This is a genomic window from Massilia sp. SYSU DXS3249, assembly GCF_053668055.1.
In genome coordinates this window covers 181,984-200,012 of sequence record NZ_JBSIPX010000007.1, presented here as the reverse complement: position 1 = coordinate 200,012, position 18,029 = coordinate 181,984, and the positions used below count along the sequence as shown (strand labels likewise).

The following is an 18,029-nucleotide window of genomic DNA, read 5'->3' as shown; positions in this document are numbered from 1 at the left end:
TGCCCGTCACGCGGTCAGGCCAGTACTTTTCTCAGCCAGGCCGAGATATCCTGCACTTCCTCGAAGCACAGCGAATGCTGCATCGGATATTCGTGCCATTCGACCGAGTAGCCCAGGTCCTTGAGGATGTCGCGCGACTGCTCGCCGCGCAGGTAGGGCACCACGTGGTCCTGGCGGCCGTGGGCCATGAAGATCGGGGTGTCGATGCTCTCTTCGGTGCGCTCGTGCGCCACCTTCTCGTTGAGCGGCAGGTAGCCCGACAGGCAGAGCATGCCGGCCAGCTTTTCCGGGTGGCGCAGGCCGGTCTGCAGGGTCATCGCGCAGCCTTGCGAGAAGCCGGCCAGGATGATCTTCGAGGCCGGGATGCCGCGCTCTTTTTCGCGCGCGATCAGGGCCTCGACGTCGCGCTGCGAGTCGCGCAGGCCGGTCTCGTCTTCGCGGCGGGTCAGTTCGGCGCCGGTGATGTCGTACCAGGCGCGCATGATGTAGCCGCCGTTGATCGTCACGGGAATCGTCTTCGCGTGCGGGAAGACGAAGCGGATGCCGGGCAGCCCTTGCAGGTTCAGCTCGCGCACCAGGGGCACGAAGTCATTGCCGTCGGCGCCCAGGCCATGCAGCCAGATGATGGCGGCGGCCGGGTTGGGCGCGGTTTCGATTTCGATGTTTTGCAGCAGATCGCTCATGCGTTATCCTGGGTTGGTAGCGGGGCCGGACGCTGGGCCGTCTTTGGGCGCCAGGCGGTCGTCACGGCCGGATTGGTTTCCATGTAGGGGCCGCCGATCAGGTCGATGCAGTAGGGGACGGCGGCGAAAATACCGCCCGCCACCACCTTGCCGTCCGCATCCTTCAGGCCTTCCAGCGTTTCCTTGATCGCCTTCGGCTGGCCCGGCAGATTCATGACCAGCGCCGCGTGGGTGTCGGTTTCGCGGATCACGGCGACCTGGCGCGACAGGATGGCGGTCGGCACGAAGCGCAGGCTGATCTGGCGCATCTGCTCGCCGAAGCCCGGCATCTCCTTGGTGCCGATGGCCAGCGTCGCCTCGGGCGTGACGTCGCGCCGCGCAGGGCCGGTGCCGCCGGTGGTCAGCACCAGGTGGCAGCCCACATGGTCGACCAGGTCGACCAGCGTCTGCTCGATCTGCACGCGCTCGTCGGGGATCAGGCGCGGCTCGATGCGGTAGGGCGTGGTGATGGCCGAGGCCAGCCAGTCCTGCAGCGCCGGGATGCCCTTGTCTTCATAGACGCCGCCGCTGGCGCGGTCGGAGACCGAGACCAGGCCGATGACGAGCATCGTCTCTTTACTCGTCTGCGGACTCATCGTCTTCCTGCTCGTCTTCGCCAGCGGCCGGCTTCGCCTTCTTGCTCAGGTCCTTCAGGATCTGGAACAGTTCGCGGTAGGCCTTGGGCGGCTTGTTCTCCGCCTGCTCCTTGCGCGCATTGCGGATCAGGGTGCGCAGGTGCTGCACGTCGAGTTCCGGATGCTCTTCCAGCAGCACGGTGAGGGCCTTGTCGTCCGTGAGCAGCTTTTCGCGGCGGCGCTCGAGCGCGTGCAGGGCGGCCGTCTCGGCCTTCGAGGCGCCTTTCCAGCTGTCGATGGTGCGCTGGATGACGGCCACTTCCTCTTCGGTCAGGGTGCGCATCTTCTTGCCCACGAACTGCAGCTGGCGGCGCCGGCCTTCGTGGTTGGTGATGGTCTGGCACATGAGGATGGCTTCCTTCACGTCCTCCGGCATCGGCACGCGCTTGACGCGGTCGCGCGGCTCGGCAACGAGTTGCGCTCCGAGCTTTTGCAACTCGTCCATCTGGCGCTTGAGCTCGGACTTCGATGGGCGTTCGTATTCTTGCTCGAACTCGTTGGACTGGAAGCCCACGGAGCCGCGGTTTGGATTAGGCATGGTATTGGGTGATCCGATTGGCGCTGAGCCGATCAGTAAAAACAGTAAACGGCTGCTATGATAACTGTTTTAGGGCTCGCTACGAAAAACACACATGAACGACACCGTTTTTACCCATACCCAGGACCAGTTGCGGGAACTGGCGCAGAACGTGCTCGCGTTCGCCCGCGAACAGGGCGCCAGCGACGCGTCGGTGGAGATCAGCGAGGGTAGCGGGCTGTCGGTGTCTGTGCGTCGTGGCAAGATCGAGACGATCGAGCAAAACAAGGACAAGGGCATCGGCGTCACCGTGTACGCCGGCCAGCGCCGCGGCAACGCCAGCACCTCCGATTTCTCGGAAGCCTCGCTGCGCGCCACCGTCGAAGCGGCCTGGAACATCGCCCGCTTCACGGCCGAAGACGATGCCGCCGGCCTGCCCGACGCCGACATGCTGGAGATGAACCCGCGCGACCTGCGCCTGTGCTACCCGTGGCAGATCAGCACGGAAGAAGCGGTCGAGCTGGCCCAGCGCTGCGAGAACGCGGCCTTCGAAGTCGACCGCCGCGTCACCAACAGCGAAGGCGCGAGCGTCTACGTGCAGCAGTCGCATTTCGTGGCCGCCAACACGCGCGGCTTCATCGGCGGCTACCCGTTCTCGCGCCACACGATGTCGGTGGCGCCGATCGCGGGCAAGGGCAATAAAATGCAGCGCGACGACTGGTACACGTCGGCGCGCGATCCGAAAAAGCTGGCCAAGCCGGAGGCGGTCGGCCGCTACGCCGCCGAGCGCGCGCTGGCGCGCCTGAACGCGCGCAAACTCAATACCCGCACCTGCCCGGTGCTGTTCGAGGCCCCGCTGGCCGCCGGCCTGATCGGCGCCTTTGTGCAGGCCGTGTCGGGCGGCTCGCTGTACCGCAAGTCGAGTTTTCTGCTCGATTCGCTCGGTAAATCCATCTTCCCGAGCCACATCCAGATCCTCGAAGACCCGCATGTGATCGGCGAAGTCGGCTCGTCTCCCTTCGACGAAGAAGGCGTGCGCACGGTGCGGCGCAAGGTCGTCGACAGCGGCGTGCTGCAGGGTTACTTCCTGTCTTCGTATTCGGCGCGCAAGCTGGGCATGAAGACCACCGGCAACGCCGGCGGCTCGCACAACCTGTCGATCACCTCGGACGAAACGAAGCTGGCCGACACCTTCGAAGGCATGCTGCGCAAGATGGGCACCGGCCTGCTCGTCACCGAGCTGATGGGGCAGGGCGTGAACTACGTTACCGGCGATTATTCGCGCGGCGCTTCGGGCTACTGGGTCGAGAACGGCGTCATCCAGTATCCGGTCGAGGAAATCACGATCGCGGGCAACATGCGCGACATGTTCCAGCAGATCGTCGGCGTCGGCAACGACGTGCTGGCGCGCGGCAATAAATCGACGGGCTCGATCCTGATCGAGAAAATGGTCATCGCAGGCGAGTAAAGCCTTACCAGAGGCATTTAGATTCAACCAGAGGAAAGCCGTGAGCAAATTCGTTCGTATCGACAAGGAAAACAACCCGAAGAAGGCCGTCCTGCTGAACCTGGACCTGGTCGCTTCGGTCGAGCTCGCGCCCCAGTCCGACCTGCTCAGCTCGGCCGACGAAAAGCGCGTCTATGTCAGCTGCCTGGCCAGCGACAAGACGGTCATCGCCACCGTGCACTTCGACGGCATCGAAGACGCGCACGCCTGGATCGAAAAGCACCTCGGCGTCCAGCTCTAAGCGGCCGAGGCGCGCCATGGCGGAAAACAAGACGCAGCCGACCGACGCCAGCGTCGACGCCTACCTGGGCGCGATTGCCAATGCGGGCCGGCGCCAGGACTGCGCCGTGCTGGTCGAGATGATGGGCCGGATCACGGGCGCGCCCGCCACCATGTGGGGCGCCGGCATCGTCGGCTTCGGCAGCTACCACTACCGTTACGAGAGCGGGCGCGAGGGCGATGCGCCGCTGGCCGGCTTTTCGTCGCGCAAGGGCGACATCAGCGTCTACCTGATGCCGGGCTTCGAGGGACAGGAAACCCGGCTGGCCCGGCTCGGCCGCCACAAGGCCGGCAAGGCCTGCCTCTACCTGCGCAAGCTGGCCGACGTCGACCTGGCCGTGCTCGAGGAACTGATCGACAACTCGGTGGCGGACATGCGGCAGCGCTATGCCAGCCCTGCAGCCGTCTGAACTTCCCTACACCACGCTCGGCACCGCCGCGGCGTCGTTCTCCGCCTTCCGCAGCGCCCGCTCGACGACGGCCGCCAGCTCCGCCAGCTGGAAGGGTTTGCGCAGCAGCATGTCGTCGCCGATGACTTCCTCGATCGCCTTCATGTCGGCATAGCCGGTGGCGATGATCATCGGCACGCCCGGCAGCTGCACGCGGGCGCGCCGCACCAGGTCGGCGCCGGTCATGCCCGGCATCAGGTAGTCGGTGATGATCAGGTCGGGCCGCGCGCGCTCCAGTTCGAGGAGGCCGGCTTCGCCGTCGGGCGCCTGGGCCACCGTGTGGCCGAGCGCCTGCAGCGATTCGACCATCGATTCGCGCACGAAGTCGTCGTCCTCGACCACGAGGATGCACGCGCCCGGGCGCGGCACGGCAGGAGAAGAGGATTCCGGCAGTGCCGGCGAGACGCCCGCACTGCCTGCCTGCTTCAGCCAGATTTCCACCGTCGTGCCCACGCCGCGCTCGCTCAGGATGCGCGCCGCGCCGCCGGACTGCTGGGCCATGCCGTACACCTGGGACAGGCCCAGGCCAGTGCCCTTGCCCACGCTCTTCGTCGTGAAGAAAGGTTCGAAGACGCGCGCGGCGATCTCGGGTGGCATGCCTTCGCCGCTGTCGGTCACCGCGATGCGCACGTACTCTCCGGCCGGCAGCAAATCCGCGGGCGGGGTGGCGGGGCCGGCCTCGAAGCGCAGCTCGCCGCCGCCGTCCATCGCGTCGCGCGCATTGATCGCCAGGTTGAGCAGGGCCATTTCCATCTGGTTGCGGTCGGCCATGACGCTGGCGCCCGGCGCCGCGACGGCGAAGTGCAGGCGGATGCTGGAACCGAGCGAGGTGGCGACGAGTTCCTGCACGCCCTCGAAGAGCAGCTGCACGTCGAGCGGGCGCAGGTCGAGGGTCTGGTTGCGCGAGAAGGCCAGCAGCTGGCTGGTGAGCTTGGCGCCGCGCTGGCAGGCACGGCGCGCCACCTCGGCGCGGCTTTTGGCCACCTCGTCCTTCGACATCAGCAGGATCAGGTCCATGCTGCCTTGCACCACGTTGAGCAGGTTGTTGAAGTCGTGCGCGATGCCGCCGGTAAGGCGTCCGATCGCCTCCATCTTCTGCAGCTGCACCATCGCCTGCTGCACCCGCTCGCGCTCGATCACTTCGTTCATCAGGCGGTCGTTGGCCTGGGCCAGGGCGCGCGTGCGTTCCTCGATCCGCGCTTCCAGCGTCTCGTTCAGGTGCACCAGCGCTTCCTGGCTCTGGCGCAGGCTGGACGCGGTGCGCTCGCGGTCGGCGAGCACGTCGCGCGAGCCGTATTGGCGGCGGCGCGCGCGCAGGGCCGAGGCGACGGCGCTGCGCAGGGTCTGGGCATTCAGGGGCCGCTCGAGCAGGACCACGTTGCCGAGTTCGTTGATGCGCTCGCGTGCACCCTCCGGCGCCAGGCCGATGACTTTACCCAGCAGGACCACGAAGGGGAAGTCGGACCAGGGCGGCTGGCGCTCGAGCCAGGCGCGCAGGCGCGTCAGGTCGACGTCGGCCAGCGCTTCCTCGGCCACGATCGCGGCGCCCGCGCCGGCCTCGATATGGGCGACGAAGGCGTCGAAGCCGGGCATGACTGCGCACTCGAAGCCGTCGCCGCCCAGCACCGAGCACATGACCTCGGCGTCGCGCCCGCGCGGCGCGAAGACCAGGATGCGTTCGTCGGCGTTGTTATTGAGGCGCATCGGGCAAATTCGGCAGCATCGCGGTGCTGCCGTGATAGCTCGGCAGGCCGGTCAGCACGCCCTCGAAGCCGACCAGCGGCTCGCCGATGCGCACGCCGTCATGGCCGAGCTGCAGTTCGTGGATGGTCAGCGCGTGGGTCGTGGTGCGGCTCTTGATGACGGTGAGCGCGCGGCGCAGGCGGCCGCTCGATTCGAAGAAGCGCAGCAGCACCGTGGTGTCGGACAGGTAGCTCAGGTCGACATCGGTGCGCACTTCGCCGATCAGGCCATGCTGGCCGAGCACCAGCACGGTGGTCACGCCCTGCTGGTTCAGGTAGGACAGCAGCTCGTGCATCTGCAGCGTCAGGTACTGCTCGCCCGGCATCGCCTGCAGGTAGGCGTTCAGGCTGTCGATGACGATGAAGCGGACGCCGTCCACCTCGACCGCGTCGCGCAGCATCTGCGCGAACTCGCCTGGCGACAGCTCGGCCGGGTCGATGTGCAGGATCTTCAGCTGGCCATTCTCGGCATACGGCTTCAGGTTCATGCCGAGCGTGGCATTGCGCGCGAAAAAGGTGCCGAGGCCTTCGTCGAACAGGTAGAAGGCGGCCTTTTCGCCGCGCTCGAGCGCCGACAGCAGGCAGCGTACCGAGAGGGTGGTCTTGCCGATGCCGGACGGTCCCACCATCAGCGTGTTGGTGCCGCGCACCAGGCCGCCGCCGAGCAGCTGGTCGAACTCGCGCGAGCCGCTCGAGCTGACCTGGGGCTGGAAGTCGCGCATGTGCTCGGCCGCCACCAGGCGCGGGAACATGGTGATGCCGCCGGTATCGAGGTTGTAGTCGTGGTAGCCGCCGCGGAAGCGGATGCCGCGCATCTTGATGATGTTGACGCGGCGGCGCTCCTTGCCGAATTCCTTGGCGATCTGCTCGAGGCTGATGACGCCGTGGGCGATGCTGTGCAGGTGCTGGTCCGAGGCGGCGGTCTTGTCGTCGAGCAGGAGCACGGTGCAGCCGCGCGCGCCGAAGAACTGCTTCAGGGCGAGGATCTGGCGCCGGTAGCGCAGCGGATTCTGGGCCAGCAGGCGCATTTCCGACAGGCTGTCGAACACCACGCGCACGGGCTTGATGCGGTCGACCTGGTTCATCACGTTGCGGGTCGTCTCGCCCAGTTCCACTTCCGACGGGTGGAACACCGACTGCTGGGCGTCGATGTCGAGCGCCTGGTCGCCGGCCAGCTCGAAGATCGAGAACGCGTCGAGCAACCAGCCATGCGAGGCGGCCACCGCGCTCAGTTCGGCGGCGGTTTCCGAGAGGGTGATGTACAGGCCGCTCTCGCCCCTGGCGATCCCGTCGAGCAGGAACTGCAGGCCGAGCGTGGTCTTGCCGGCGCCGGGCGAACCCTCGACCAGGTAGATGCGCTGCGGCGTGAGGCCGCCGCCCAGGATGTCGTCGAGCCCGGCAACGCCGGTCGACATGCGTGGTCCGGGAAGCGCGGGGCGCGCGGAAGCGTTCGAATACATGGTACGGGCCTATTGATGTGACCTTCCCGCAGCGTATCGACGCTGCGTGCCTGGCCGGAATGTGGCGGCGCCGGATGCGTCACGGCGCTCATATAGCGGAGATTATAGTGCGGTTCGGACACGGAAGACGCAATGCTGGCGTGCGCGGCGCCCGTGCAAACGGGCGGGCAGGCAATCAGGCCGCTTCGATGCGGCTCAGGCGCTGGCCGTAGATGCCCCAGGTGACATCGAGGCCATCGACCTGGCCGCGCAGCGCCCAGCCGGTGCCGATCTTCTCGACCGTCACCGAGGCCTCGATTTCCTTCGCCACCTTGGCGGCCCAGCCTTCGGCGGCGCCGCGGCCCTTGAACAGTTCCTGGCCGTTGTAGATGACGGTGGCGTCGAAGACGGGGGCGGAGAATATGGACATGACGGTTCCTTGATGATGAAAAACGCCCCGGCGGGCGGGGCGTTCGGGGGTTACTTGATTGCGCGGATCGACTGCAGCACCGGCTGCAGCACCGCCGCGCCGAGGCGGGCGCTGCGGGCGCCGTCCCAGCCGACGTGCCGGTCGGGGTCGTTGGCGTTGTCCTTGAAGGGCAGTTCCAGCGTCAGCGACAGGCAGCCGAAGGCGTGCGTGATGTGCGGCGAACCCATGGTCAGCGTCTCTTCGGTGTAGGGCGTGGCGCCGTAGCCGTGCACGTCCTGGAAGTCCGGGCTGGCGATCTTGAAGTCGTCGCTGAAGCGCTTCTGGGCGGCGGCCTGCTCGGCGGTGAAGGTCGGCAGGGATTCGCTGCCGGCGATGAAGACATACGGCAGGCCTTCGTCGCCGTGCACGTCCAGGCACAGGTCGACGCCGGTTTCATGCATCTTCTGGCGCACCAGGAAGACTTCCGGGCTGCGCTCCATGGTCGGGTTCAGCCACTCGCGGTTCAGGTTGGCGCCGGCGGCATTCGTACGCAGGTTGCCGCGCACCGAGCCGTCCGGGTTCATGTTCGGGACCACGTAGAACACCGACTCATTCAACAGCTGGCGTCCGAACGGATGGGCCGGATCGAGCAGGGCGTCGAGCATGCCTTCGACGAACCACTCGGCCATCGTCTCGCCCGGGTGCTGGCGTGCGATGACCCAGACCTTCTTCTTGCCCTCGGCAGGCTCGCCGATAACCAGCATGTTGAGGTCGCGGCCGTCCACGGTCGAGCCGAGGTCGAGCATGCGCACGTGTTCGCTCATCTGGGCCCGGTCGAGCAGCTCGAGGTGGCGTTCCCACGAGTAGGGCTCGAAGTAGGCGTAGTAGACGCTGTCCATGCCCGGGGTGTGCTCGATGGTGAGCACGTCGCCGTCGAACGAGGTCGGCACGCGGAACCAGTTGATGCGGTCGTAGCTCGCCATCGCGTTGTAGTCTTCCCAGCCCTTCGGGTAGGCGGCCTGGCCGGCGTTGAGCAGGCGGATGGTGCATGCCTGGCCCTGCGCGCCCTGCAGGCGGAAGTAGAACCACTGGGTGATGTCGGCGTGGGAATCCTTGCGGATGTTCAGGTCGATGGCGTTCGCGCTTGTGGCGTTCACGATCTCGATGGCGCCGGCGTCGAACTGGCTGCTGATCTTGATAGACATGGTGTGTCCCGTAGATTGGGTAAAGCCGAGATGATACTAGGTTTCGTTTTGCATGCGGCCGATCGAGCGGTGAAAACGCGTGGACTCAAGAGTCCACCCTACAACGGCCGAACACCGTAGGGTGCGCACTCGTAAGCACGCGGTCTCACCCCTTGATCAGCCGCGCAATCCCCCGAAGCGCTGGTAAAACGCCTCGTCGGCCGCCGGCGCCGTCTCGTCCTCGCGCCTGAGCACCGCATCGATGTGCACCTCGGCCTGCGCATACACCAACAAATAAATCGCGCGCGCCACCTCGTAGGCGTCCGATCCCGGCCAGGGATCGGGCAGCAATTCGATCGGCAGCATCGGGTCGTGCAGATGCAGGCGGCGGTAGGCGTGGATCAGCAGCGAGCGGATCGCGAAGGCCTCGGCCGGGGCGATCCCGGCCTGCTCGCGCAGCAGGGCCAGCAGCGGCGTGAACTGCCCGATGAAGTCGACATAGCTGCGCGCCACGGCGGTCAAATCCCAGCCGTCCTGGGCCAGCTCCTGCAAGGGACGCGAGCCGGCGCCCGGCAGCTCGGAAGAGGTCAGCACGAACACGCGGCCGGTCGCCCCTGTGCGGCGCAGGGCGTCGAGCAGGCCGTCGGGGTCGGCCGCCGGATGGGCCAGCACGCCCGGCCCCAGCATCGCAAAGCCTTCCCATTCGAGTTCCTTCCTCACCGCCGTGCGCAGGTCGCCGTCGATGCTGCCGTTCGGCGCCAGCACCAGCGTCCAGCGGCCGTCCCAGTGCAGGCCGGGCGGGGCGTAGATGCGGCGGTCGGCGCGCTGGAAACGGGCCAATGAAGCCGGATCGAAACCGTAGCGGCTGCGCCGGCCTTCGCGGCTGGCCGTCAGCCAGCCTTCCTGCACCAGGCGGAACACGCTGGTGCGCACCAGGCGATCGGTCACGCCGAGGGGCGCCAGCAATTCGATCAGGCTGCCCAGCCAGGCCGCGCCGCCATGCGCCGCGATCGTATCTCCCATGATCGTCATGACGAGCGATTTTGAACGCGGAGGATCCGCGGCGAGCGAGTGGGCGATCCACTCCGTGCTGGTCAGTTGTGTCATCCGATACCGTCCGCTATTGCTTCTCAATATGATTCAAAATTTTGGTGTACATCTCGAATTCTGTATCGTATTATCTCCTCATGATGTTTGCAATGGGAGACTGACCATGTACGCGCAACTGGTGGAAACGGGCCTGAAAAAGGTCCAGACCGAGGCCGATATGAGCCTCGAAGAACAGGCCTTCCAGGCCCGCATCGACGCGGGCGTGAAGATCGAAGCGAAGGACTGGATGCCGGACGCCTACCGCAAGACGCTGATCCGCCAGATTTCCCAGCACGCCCACTCCGAGATCGTCGGCCAGCTGCCCGAGGGTAACTGGGTGACGCGCGCGCCGACACTCAAGCGCAAGTCGGTGCTGCTGGCGAAGATCCAGGACGAAGCGGGCCACGGCCTGTACCTGTACAGCGCCGCCGAAACCCTGGGCGTCTCGCGCGACGAGCTGCTCGCCGCGCTGCACTCGGGCAAGGCCAAGTATTCGAGCATTTTTAACTATCCGACCCTGAGCTGGGCCGACATGGGCGCGATCGGCTGGCTGGTCGACGGCTCGGCCATCATCAACCAGATCCCGCTGTGCCGCTGCTCGTACGGCCCGTATGCCCGCGCCATGATCCGCGTCTGCAAGGAAGAGTCCTTCCACGCGCGCCAGGGCTACGACATCATGATGAGCCTCGCGAAAGGCACGCCCGAGCAGAAGGCGATGGCGCAGGATGCCCTGAACCGCTGGTGGTGGCCCTCGCTGATGATGTTCGGCCCGTCGGACGCCGAATCGGTCAACAGCGCGCAGTCGAGCAAGTGGCGCATCAAGCTGTTCTCGAACGACGAACTGCGCCAGCGCATGGTCGACCAGACCGTGCCGCAAGCCGAATACCTCGGCCTGACCATCCCCGATCCCGACCTCAAGTGGAACGCGGAAACCGGCCACTACGAGTTCGGCGAAATCGACTGGAGCGAATTCCACAACGTCCTGAAGGGCAACGGCCCCTGCAACCGCGAACGCCTGCGCACGCGCGTCAAAGCCTGGGACGACGGCGAATGGTTCCGCGACGCCCTGGTTGCCCACGCCGAAAAAGCCGCTGCCCGCAAAGCCGCAGCATAAACGTAGGGTGGACGGCTCGTAATTCAGGCCCCCGGCCTGAATTACTCCACGCGTTCAACGAACATCTGCACGTCGAATCGGCACACGAGGCCGACAAACATCCTGAAACACCGGAGACAAACCATGAGCAAAGAATGGCCCCTGTGGGAAGTATTCATCCGCAGCCAGCACGGCCTCGCCCACAAACACGTCGGCAGCCTGCACGCCCCTGACGCCGAAATGGCGATCAACAACGCGCGCGACGTCTACACCCGCCGCAACGAAGGCGTCTCGATCTGGGTCGTGCGCGCCGTCGACATCGTGGCTAGCAGCCCGGCCGACAAGGAAGCCCTGTTCGAGCCGGCCAACAGCAAGGTCTACCGCCACCCGACCTTCTTCCCGATGCCGGAAGAAGTGAAAAACCTGTGAGCATGGCCATGGATGCAAAAATTCAGTATCTGCTGCGCCAGGGCGACAACGCCCTGATCCTCTCCCAGCAGCTCAGTCAACTGTGCGGCAAGGGCCCGGCGCTGGAAGAAGACATGGCGCTGACCAACGTCGCGCTTGACCTGCTCGGCCAGACCCGCATGTGGCTGACCTATGCCGGCGAACTCGAAGGCAAAGGCCGCGACGAGGACAAACTCGCCTTCCACCGCGACGCCCACGAGTACCGCAACGTCCTCCTCGTCGAGCAGCCGAACGGCAGCTATGCCGAGACGATGATGCGCCAGTTCCTGTTCGATACCTGGCACTACTTCCTGATGCAGGGCCTGCTCAAATCGAGCGACGGCCGCATCGCCGAGATCGCCGAAAAGTCGCTCAAGGAAGTGACCTATCACCTGCGCCGCAGCGGCGACCTGGTGGTGCGCCTGGGCGACGGCACCGATGTCAGCCACGCGAAGATGCAGACGGCGCTCGACGAACTGTGGATGTACAGCGGCGAATGCTTTATCTACGACGAGATCGACAACGCGATGGTCGAGCAGGGGATCGCTCCGCCGGCGGACGGCTTGCGCGCCGCCTTCCTCGAGCACGTCGGCGAGATCCTGGCCGAGGCCACCTTGAGCATGCCTTCGCCCGACGCCTGGATGCAGCGCGGCGGCAAGCAGGGCCGCCACAGCGAGCGCCTCGGCTACATCCTGGCCGAGATGCAGTTCCTGCAGCGCGCCTATCCCGGAGCCGAGTGGTAATGAACGTGCAGAGCGTCACGACAAGCCAGGTCTGGGCCTGGCTCGGCGAAGTCCCCGATCCCGAGATCCCCGTGATCTCGATCGTGGACCTCGGCATCGTGCGCGAGGTCGCCTTCGATGCGGACGCGTGCATCGTGACGATCACGCCGACCTACTCGGGCTGCCCGGCGATGCAGGTGATCGCCGAAGCCGTCACGGACGCACTGCACGCACGCGGGCTGGAGAACGTGAAGCTGGTGAACCGGCTGTCTCCCGCCTGGACCACCGACTGGATGAGCGAGGCCGGCAAGGCAGCCCTGAAAGGTTACGGCATCGCGCCGCCCGTGCAGCAGGCGATCGACATCAGCGGCTTGCGCAGCGGCGTCAAGCGTGCAGCGTTCGTCGAGCCCGAAGTGAGCTGCCCGAATTGCGGCTCCAAACACACCCAGCTGACCAGCCAGTTCGGCTCGACCCCGTGCAAGGCGCTGTACAAGTGCCTGGACTGCCGCGAGCCTTTCGATTACTTCAAGTGCCATTAGGCGCATCAAGAAGAAGCGACCATGAGCAAATTCTATCCACTCACCGTGGCCAAGGTGAAGCACGAAACGCGCGACGCGATCGCGGTCACCTTCGCCGTGCCGCCTGAACTGAAATCCACCTTCGCCTACCAGCAGGGCCAGCACCTGACCCTGCGCGCCATGATCGAAGGCGAAGACGTGCGCCGCTCCTATTCGATCTGCTCGAGCGTGCAGGACGAGCAGCTGCGCGTGGCGATCAAGCGCACGCCCGGCGGCCTGTTCTCGAGCTGGGCCAACGAAAGCCTGCAACCCGGCGCGACGCTCGACGTCATGCCGCCGATGGGCCACTTCAACGTGCCCCTGGAACCGGAGAGCGAGCGCCACTACCTGGCCTTCGCCGCCGGCAGCGGCATCACGCCCATCCTCTCCATCATCAAGACCACCCTGCAGGCCGAGCCGAAGAGCCGCTTTACCCTCGTCTACGGCAACCGCGCCTCTTCGTCGGTCATCTTCCGCGACGAGCTGACCGACCTGAAGGACGTCTACATGGGCCGCCTCAAGCTGGTCTACGTGATGAGCCGCGAGCAGCAGGACATCGAACTGTTCAACGGCCGCATCACCGGCGAGAAGTGCAGCGCTTTCCTCAAGCACTGGATCGACATCCAGGACATCGACATCGCCTTCATCTGCGGCCCGGAAGACATGATGCACGGCGTCTCGAAGTCGCTGCAGGAAGCGGGCATGGCCAAGGAAAAGATCCGCATCGAGCTGTTCGCCGCCAGCATCCCCAAGCACGAGCACAAGCCGCGGCCAATCCAGGCGGGGGCGCACCAGCAGACCGAAGTGACCGTGATCATGGACGGCAGCGCCGCCAGCTTCACGATGGACAAGGACAAGGAATCGATCCTCGACGCGGGCCTGCGCGCCGGCATCGACATGCGCTACTCCTGCAAGGGCGGCGTGTGCTCGACCTGCCGCTGCAAGGTCGTCGACGGCAATGTCGAGATGGACGTGAACTACGCGCTGGAAGACTACGAGGTCGCGCGCGGCTTCGTCCTGTCCTGCCAGGCTTTCCCGATCACGGACAAGGTGATCGTCGACTTCGACCAGCACGAATAATAAAGAGAGAGACATCCAATGAGCTACGAATCGATCCTGTTCACGATTGAAAACGGCGTCGCCGTCCTCACGCTAAACCGCCCCGACCGCCTGAACAGCTTTACCCAGGCCATGCACCTCGAAGTGCGCGACGCGCTCGACAAGCTGCAGGCCGACAAATCGGTGCGCGTGCTGGTGCTGACCGGCGCCGGCCGCGGTTTCTGCGCCGGCCAGGACCTGGGCGACCGCGCCGTGGCGCCGGGCGCGCCGGGTGTCGACCTCGGTGAATCGGTGGAAAAATTCTACGCGCCGCTCGTGATGACCCTGCGCAGCCTGCCGCTGCCGGTGATCTGCGCGGTGAACGGCGTGGCCGCCGGCGCCGGCGCGAATCTCGCGCTGGCCTGCGACATCGTGCTCGCCGCGAAATCGGCCAGCTTCATCGAAGCCTTCTGCAAGCTGGGCCTGATTCCGGACACCGGCGGCACCTGGCATCTGCCGCGCCTGATCGGCCACGCGCGCGCGACGGGACTGGCCATGCTGGGCGAGAAGCTGTCCGCCGAAAAGGCGGAAGAGTGGGGCCTGATCTGGCGCTGCGTACCTGACGAAGCGCTGATGGACGAGGCGATGGCCATGGCCGACCACTTCGCCAGCGCGCCGACCAAGGGTCTCGCATTCACGAAAAAGGCGCTGCAGGCCAGCTACGCGAACACGCTGCCGGAACAACTTCAATTAGAAGGCGCGATGATGCGCGAACTCGGCTACAGCCACGACTACCGCGAAGGCGTCGCCGCCTTCATCGCCAAGCGCCCGGCGCAGTTCAAGGGGGAATGATGGAAGGCCTGGCTAAAAATAGCGTCGTCGCCGTCATCGGCAGCGGCGCCATGGGTTCCGGCATCGCCCAGATCGCGGCCGCCAGCGGCCACCCGGTGCGCCTGTTCGACACGCGCGAAGGGGCAGCCGCCAAGGCCATCGCCGAGATCGGCAAGGTCTACGCCAAGCTGGTCGACAAAGGCCGCATGGCCGCAGCTGACGCCGACCTCGCACGCGAGCGCCTGCAGACGGTCGACACGCTGGACGGCGTACGCGACGCGGCCATCGTCATCGAAGCCATCGTCGAAAACCTGGACGCCAAGCGCAAGCTGTTCGCGGACCTGGAAGGCATCGTCGGCGACGGCTGCATCCTGGCGACTAACACCTCCTCGATCTCGGTCACCGCGATTGCCGCGCCCTTGAAACGCCCGGAACGCCTGGTCGGCATGCACTTCTTTAACCCGGTGCCGCTGATGGCGCTGGTCGAAGTGATCAGCGGGCTGGCGACCGACAAGCAGGTCGCGGACACCGTCTACGCTACCGCCCAGGCCTGGGGCAAGGACCCGGTGCACGCCAAGTCGACCCCCGGCTTCATCGTCAACCGCGTCGCCCGCCCGTACTACGCCGAAGCGCTGCGCCTGCTGCAGGAAGGCGCGGCCGATGCGGCCACGCTGGACGCGGTCATGCGCGAAGCGGGCGGTTTCCGCATGGGGCCCTTCGAGCTGATGGACCTGATCGGCCACGACGTCAATTTCTTGGTCACCCAATCCGTGCACGCCGCCTACTTCGGCGACGGCCGCTTCACGCCTTCGGTGGTGCAGCAGGAGCTGGTAAATGCCGGCTTCCTCGGCCGCAAGACGGGGCGCGGTTTCTACCGTTACGGCGACGATGCGGCGAAACCCGTCGTGCAGACGGAGCCGGCGCAGCCGCGCCCGAACACGGTCGCGATCAGCGTGTCGCGCGAAGTGACGAAGAGCGTGCTGACGCCGATGGAAGCGCGCCTGGCCGCCGCCGGTTTCACGGTCGCGCACCGCGAACCCCTGCACGGCGCCGAGAAGAACGAAGCGCCTGCCTTCCACTGCAACGGCGCCGCCATCTTCCTCACCGACGGCCGCAGCGCCACCGAGCGCGCCGCCGCCAACCACCATGCGAACACGGTGGTCTACGACCTGCTGTTCGACCATGCGAAGGCCACGCGCATCGCCCTGGCGCGCGCCGACCAGTGCAGCGACGAGGCTTATCACGCCGCGGTCGGCCTGTTCCAGGCAGCCGGCTTCGAAGTCACGCGCCTCGAAGACGTACCCGGCATGGCCGTGATGCGCACCGTCGCCATGCTCGCCAACGAAGCGGCCGACGCCGTCAACCAGGGCGTGTGCAGCGCGCAGGCCGTCGACATCGCCATGCAAAAGGGCGTCAACTACCCGCGCGGGCCGCTGGCCTGGGCGGACAGTGCCGGCATCGCCCACGTGGTGACGACCCTGGCCAACTTGAGCACTACCTACGGCGAAGAGCGCTACCGCATCTCGCCCCTGCTACGCCGCAAGCTCGCCGCCAATCCCGAGGAGCCGCGTTTCCATGCACAGTGATCCCCAGGCCCTGGCCGAACTGGCCGGCAAGACCATGTACGAGCGCGACCCGGCCAGCCAGGCGCTCGGCATGACGCTGGACGAGATTCGTCCCGGCTACGCGCGCATGCGCATGCAGGTTCGGAACGACATGCTCAACGGGCATGCGACCTGCCACGGCGGCTACATCTTCATGCTGGCCGACAGCGCCTTTGCCTTCGCCTGCAATTCGCACAATTTCAATACCGTCGGCGCCGGCTGCACGATCGACTACCTGGCACCGGGACGCGAAGGAGACGTCCTGGTGGCCGAAGCCGTCGAGCAGGCGCTGCAAGGTAAAACCGGCGTCTACGACGTCACGGTGACCAACGCGGAAGGGCGCCGTATCGCGCTCTTCCGCGGCAAGTCGCACCGCGTGAGCGGGATGGTCGCCGAAGTAGCTGCCTGAGCACCTAAAACGACACCCCTGAAGGAGATCCAGATGGTCCAGCGTATTCCCACGCCCGGCGAGCTCGAACCGATCGAGCGCGCCAGCCGCGACGAGCTGCAGGCGCTGCAGCTCGAACGCCTGAAATGGTCGCTGCAGCACGCCTATGACAACGTGCCGCATTACCGTCGGGCTTTCGATGAAGCCGGCGTCCATCCGGCCGACCTGACATCCCTGGCCGACCTGGCGAAATTCCCCTTCACCGAAAAGAAGACCCTGCGCGACAACTACCCGTTCGGCCTGTTTGCGGTGCCGCGCGAGCAGGTGGTCCGCGTGCACGCGTCCTCCGGCACGACCGGCCGCCCGACGGTCGTCGGCTACACGAAAAAAGACATCGACACCTGGGCCGACGTCGTCGCGCGTTCGATCCGCGCGGCCGGCGGGCGTCCCGGCGACATGGTGCACGTCGCCTATGGCTACGGCCTGTTCACGGGCGGCCTGGGCGCCCACTACGGCGCCGAGCGCCTGGGCTGCACCGTGGTGCCGATGTCGGGCGGGCAGACCGAAAAGCAGGTACAGCTGATCTGCGACTTCCAGCCTTCGATCATCATGGTCACGCCTTCGTACATGCTCAACATCGTCGAGGAGTTCAAGCGCCAGGGGATCGATCCGGCCCAATCCTCGCTGAAGGTCGGCATCTTCGGGGCGGAACCCTGGACCAACGAAATGCGGCGCACGATCGAGCAGGAGGCGGGCATCGACGCCGTCGACATCTACGGCCTGTCCGAGGTGATGGGGCCGGGCGTGGCCAGCGAATGCATCGAGAGCAAGGACGGCCCGGTGATCTGGGAAGACCATTTTTATCCCGAGATCATCGACCCCGACACGGGCGAAGTGCTGCCCGACGGAGAAGAGGGAGAGCTCGTCTTCACCTCGCTGACGAAAGAGGCGCTGCCGATCATCCGCTACCGCACGCGGGACCTGACGCGCCTGTTGCCGCCGACTTCGCGCTCGATGCGGCGCATGGGCCGCATCACGGGCCGCTCGGACGACATGCTGATCATCCGCGGCGTGAACGTGTTCCCGAGCCAGATCGAAGAACTGATACTCAAAATGCCGGCGCTGGCGCCGCAGTACCAGCTGGTGGTGGCGAAAGAGGGCAACCTCGACACCCTGGCCGTATTCGGCGAACTGAAGGATGCCGGGCAGTCGCAGGACACGGTCGACGCCCTGTGCCGCGAACTCCAGCACTGCATCAAGACCTATGTCGGCGTGAGCACGAAAGTGACCCTGATGCCGCCGATGGGCATCGAGCGCACGCTGACCGGCAAGGCCCGGCGCGTGGTCGACAAACGCCCCAAGAACATCTAACAGGAG

Annotated in this window: 20 protein-coding genes; 12 read left to right on the top strand and 8 right to left on the bottom strand. The window is 66.0% G+C overall.

Annotated elements, in window-relative coordinates; all coding sequences use genetic code 11:
• Nucleotides 1–14 precede the first annotated feature (14 nt).
• The 3 genes from ACWCIA_RS11000 to yjgA are packed head-to-tail and all read right to left on the bottom strand — an operon-like array spanning nucleotide 15 to nucleotide 1,895.
• The gene (locus ACWCIA_RS11000) at nucleotides 15–683 is read right to left on the bottom strand and encodes an alpha/beta hydrolase (RefSeq protein WP_454163208.1); all 669 of its coding nucleotides are present in this window, start codon (nucleotides 681–683) and stop codon (nucleotides 15–17) included.
• Nucleotides 680–1,318, bottom strand: a complete 639-nt coding sequence (gene mog, locus ACWCIA_RS10995) for a molybdopterin adenylyltransferase (protein ID WP_454163207.1) — start codon at nucleotides 1,316–1,318, stop codon at nucleotides 680–682. Before mog ends, ACWCIA_RS11000 begins: the two co-directional genes overlap by 4 nt.
• Nucleotides 1,299–1,895, bottom strand: coding sequence for a ribosome biogenesis factor YjgA (yjgA, locus tag ACWCIA_RS10990; RefSeq protein ID WP_454163205.1), 597 nt, complete (start codon nucleotides 1,893–1,895; stop codon nucleotides 1,299–1,301). Before yjgA ends, mog begins: the two co-directional genes overlap by 20 nt.
• A 94-nt stretch (nucleotides 1,896–1,989) precedes the next feature.
• Between yjgA and pmbA the strand changes: the two genes are divergently transcribed.
• From pmbA to ACWCIA_RS10975, 3 genes are read left to right on the top strand one after another with little or no spacing between them, the layout of a single operon-like run.
• Nucleotides 1,990–3,342 carry a metalloprotease PmbA gene (gene pmbA / locus ACWCIA_RS10985; RefSeq protein ID WP_454163203.1) on the top strand — a complete coding sequence of 451 codons (1,353 nt, stop codon included), beginning with the start codon at nucleotides 1,990–1,992 and terminating at the stop codon, nucleotides 3,340–3,342.
• Between the two features lie 40 nt (nucleotides 3,343–3,382).
• Entirely contained in the window at nucleotides 3,383–3,622 is a 240-nt protein-coding gene (locus tag ACWCIA_RS10980; RefSeq protein WP_454163201.1) for a hypothetical protein, read from the top strand.
• Between the two features lie 16 nt (nucleotides 3,623–3,638).
• Nucleotides 3,639–4,070, top strand: coding sequence for a DUF1801 domain-containing protein (locus ACWCIA_RS10975; protein WP_454163200.1), 432 nt, complete (start codon nucleotides 3,639–3,641; stop codon nucleotides 4,068–4,070).
• A 6-nt stretch (nucleotides 4,071–4,076) separates the two neighbouring features.
• Here the strand turns inward: ACWCIA_RS10975 and ACWCIA_RS10970 are convergent, their stop codons facing one another.
• The 5 genes from ACWCIA_RS10970 to paaX form a co-directional block, all read right to left on the bottom strand.
• Nucleotides 4,077–5,813 carry a response regulator gene (locus ACWCIA_RS10970; protein ID WP_454163198.1) on the bottom strand — a complete coding sequence of 579 codons (1,737 nt, stop codon included), beginning with the start codon at nucleotides 5,811–5,813 and terminating at the stop codon, nucleotides 4,077–4,079.
• Nucleotides 5,800–7,266, bottom strand: a complete 1,467-nt coding sequence (locus tag ACWCIA_RS10965; RefSeq protein WP_454163196.1) for an ATPase domain-containing protein — start codon at nucleotides 7,264–7,266, stop codon at nucleotides 5,800–5,802. Before ACWCIA_RS10965 ends, ACWCIA_RS10970 begins: the two co-directional genes overlap by 14 nt.
• A 220-nt stretch (nucleotides 7,267–7,486) precedes the next feature.
• Nucleotides 7,487–7,720 carry a hypothetical protein gene (locus ACWCIA_RS10960; protein WP_454163194.1) on the bottom strand — a complete coding sequence of 78 codons (234 nt, stop codon included), beginning with the start codon at nucleotides 7,718–7,720 and terminating at the stop codon, nucleotides 7,487–7,489.
• Nucleotides 7,721–7,770: 50 nt separating this feature from the next.
• A complete protein-coding gene (locus tag ACWCIA_RS10955) occupies nucleotides 7,771–8,904 on the bottom strand; it encodes a M14 family metallopeptidase (protein ID WP_454163192.1) in 1,134 nt (377 codons plus the stop codon).
• A gap of 156 nt (nucleotides 8,905–9,060) precedes the next feature.
• Complete coding sequence (gene paaX, locus ACWCIA_RS10950; RefSeq protein ID WP_454163190.1) at nucleotides 9,061–9,990, bottom strand: phenylacetic acid degradation operon negative regulatory protein PaaX; 930 nt, start codon at nucleotides 9,988–9,990, stop codon at nucleotides 9,061–9,063.
• Between the two features lie 106 nt (nucleotides 9,991–10,096).
• Here paaX and paaA point away from each other — a divergent pair, with 106 nt between their 5' ends.
• The 9 genes from paaA to paaK all read left to right on the top strand — a co-directional run bounded on the left by paaA (nucleotide 10,097) and on the right by paaK (nucleotide 18,023).
• Nucleotides 10,097–11,086, top strand: a complete 990-nt coding sequence (paaA, locus tag ACWCIA_RS10945; protein ID WP_454163189.1) for a 1,2-phenylacetyl-CoA epoxidase subunit PaaA — start codon at nucleotides 10,097–10,099, stop codon at nucleotides 11,084–11,086.
• Nucleotides 11,087–11,209: 123 nt separating this feature from the next.
• On the top strand, nucleotides 11,210–11,494 hold the full coding sequence (gene paaB, locus ACWCIA_RS10940; RefSeq protein WP_454163187.1) for a 1,2-phenylacetyl-CoA epoxidase subunit PaaB: 285 nt from the start codon (nucleotides 11,210–11,212) through the stop codon (nucleotides 11,492–11,494).
• A gap of 8 nt (nucleotides 11,495–11,502) precedes the next feature.
• Nucleotides 11,503–12,255: a 1,2-phenylacetyl-CoA epoxidase subunit PaaC gene (gene paaC / locus ACWCIA_RS10935; protein WP_454163185.1), complete on the top strand. Its 753-nt coding sequence runs from the start codon at nucleotides 11,503–11,505 to the stop codon at nucleotides 12,253–12,255.
• Complete coding sequence (paaD, locus tag ACWCIA_RS10930) at nucleotides 12,255–12,773, top strand: 1,2-phenylacetyl-CoA epoxidase subunit PaaD (RefSeq protein ID WP_454163183.1); 519 nt, start codon at nucleotides 12,255–12,257, stop codon at nucleotides 12,771–12,773. Before paaC ends, paaD begins: the two co-directional genes overlap by 1 nt.
• Nucleotides 12,774–12,794: 21 nt before the next feature.
• Nucleotides 12,795–13,871 (top strand): 1,2-phenylacetyl-CoA epoxidase subunit PaaE, encoded by a 1,077-nt coding sequence (gene paaE, locus ACWCIA_RS10925; protein ID WP_454163182.1) that lies wholly within the window; start codon nucleotides 12,795–12,797, stop codon nucleotides 13,869–13,871.
• A gap of 18 nt (nucleotides 13,872–13,889) precedes the next feature.
• A complete protein-coding gene (gene paaG / locus ACWCIA_RS10920; protein ID WP_454163180.1) occupies nucleotides 13,890–14,681 on the top strand; it encodes a 2-(1,2-epoxy-1,2-dihydrophenyl)acetyl-CoA isomerase PaaG in 792 nt (263 codons plus the stop codon).
• A complete protein-coding gene (gene paaH / locus ACWCIA_RS10915) occupies nucleotides 14,681–16,246 on the top strand; it encodes a 3-hydroxyacyl-CoA dehydrogenase PaaH (protein ID WP_454163287.1) in 1,566 nt (521 codons plus the stop codon). Before paaG ends, paaH begins: the two co-directional genes overlap by 1 nt.
• Nucleotides 16,236–16,673: a hydroxyphenylacetyl-CoA thioesterase PaaI gene (gene paaI / locus ACWCIA_RS10910; RefSeq protein WP_454163179.1), complete on the top strand. Its 438-nt coding sequence runs from the start codon at nucleotides 16,236–16,238 to the stop codon at nucleotides 16,671–16,673. Before paaH ends, paaI begins: the two co-directional genes overlap by 11 nt.
• 33 nt (nucleotides 16,674–16,706) lie before the next feature.
• Nucleotides 16,707–18,023: a phenylacetate--CoA ligase PaaK gene (paaK, locus tag ACWCIA_RS10905; protein ID WP_454163178.1), complete on the top strand. Its 1,317-nt coding sequence runs from the start codon at nucleotides 16,707–16,709 to the stop codon at nucleotides 18,021–18,023.
• Nucleotides 18,024–18,029: the final 6 nt, after the last annotated feature.

Excerpts from the sequence above, each read along its gene's own strand:
- ACWCIA_RS11000 (WP_454163208.1), bottom strand. The coding sequence starts at position 683 with ATGAGCGATCTGCTGCAAAACATCGAAATCGAAACCGCGCCCAACCCG.
- mog (WP_454163207.1), bottom strand. The coding sequence starts at position 1,318 with ATGAGTCCGCAGACGAGTAAAGAGACGATGCTCGTCATCGGCCTGGTC.
- yjgA (WP_454163205.1), bottom strand. The coding sequence starts at position 1,895 with ATGCCTAATCCAAACCGCGGCTCCGTGGGCTTCCAGTCCAACGAGTTC.
- pmbA (WP_454163203.1), top strand. The coding sequence starts at position 1,990 with ATGAACGACACCGTTTTTACCCATACCCAGGACCAGTTGCGGGAACTG.
- ACWCIA_RS10975 (WP_454163200.1), top strand. The coding sequence starts at position 3,639 with ATGGCGGAAAACAAGACGCAGCCGACCGACGCCAGCGTCGACGCCTAC.
- ACWCIA_RS10970 (WP_454163198.1), bottom strand. The coding sequence starts at position 5,813 with ATGCGCCTCAATAACAACGCCGACGAACGCATCCTGGTCTTCGCGCCG.
- ACWCIA_RS10965 (WP_454163196.1), bottom strand. The coding sequence starts at position 7,266 with ATGTCGACCGGCGTTGCCGGGCTCGACGACATCCTGGGCGGCGGCCTC.
- ACWCIA_RS10960 (WP_454163194.1), bottom strand. The coding sequence starts at position 7,720 with ATGTCCATATTCTCCGCCCCCGTCTTCGACGCCACCGTCATCTACAAC.
- ACWCIA_RS10955 (WP_454163192.1), bottom strand. The coding sequence starts at position 8,904 with ATGTCTATCAAGATCAGCAGCCAGTTCGACGCCGGCGCCATCGAGATC.
- paaX (WP_454163190.1), bottom strand. The coding sequence starts at position 9,990 with ATGACACAACTGACCAGCACGGAGTGGATCGCCCACTCGCTCGCCGCG.
- paaA (WP_454163189.1), top strand. The coding sequence starts at position 10,097 with ATGTACGCGCAACTGGTGGAAACGGGCCTGAAAAAGGTCCAGACCGAG.
- paaB (WP_454163187.1), top strand. The coding sequence starts at position 11,210 with ATGAGCAAAGAATGGCCCCTGTGGGAAGTATTCATCCGCAGCCAGCAC.
- paaC (WP_454163185.1), top strand. The coding sequence starts at position 11,503 with ATGGATGCAAAAATTCAGTATCTGCTGCGCCAGGGCGACAACGCCCTG.
- paaD (WP_454163183.1), top strand. The coding sequence starts at position 12,255 with ATGAACGTGCAGAGCGTCACGACAAGCCAGGTCTGGGCCTGGCTCGGC.
- paaE (WP_454163182.1), top strand. The coding sequence starts at position 12,795 with ATGAGCAAATTCTATCCACTCACCGTGGCCAAGGTGAAGCACGAAACG.
- paaG (WP_454163180.1), top strand. The coding sequence starts at position 13,890 with ATGAGCTACGAATCGATCCTGTTCACGATTGAAAACGGCGTCGCCGTC.
- paaH (WP_454163287.1), top strand. The coding sequence starts at position 14,681 with ATGGAAGGCCTGGCTAAAAATAGCGTCGTCGCCGTCATCGGCAGCGGC.
- paaI (WP_454163179.1), top strand. The coding sequence starts at position 16,236 with ATGCACAGTGATCCCCAGGCCCTGGCCGAACTGGCCGGCAAGACCATG.
- paaK (WP_454163178.1), top strand. The coding sequence starts at position 16,707 with ATGGTCCAGCGTATTCCCACGCCCGGCGAGCTCGAACCGATCGAGCGC.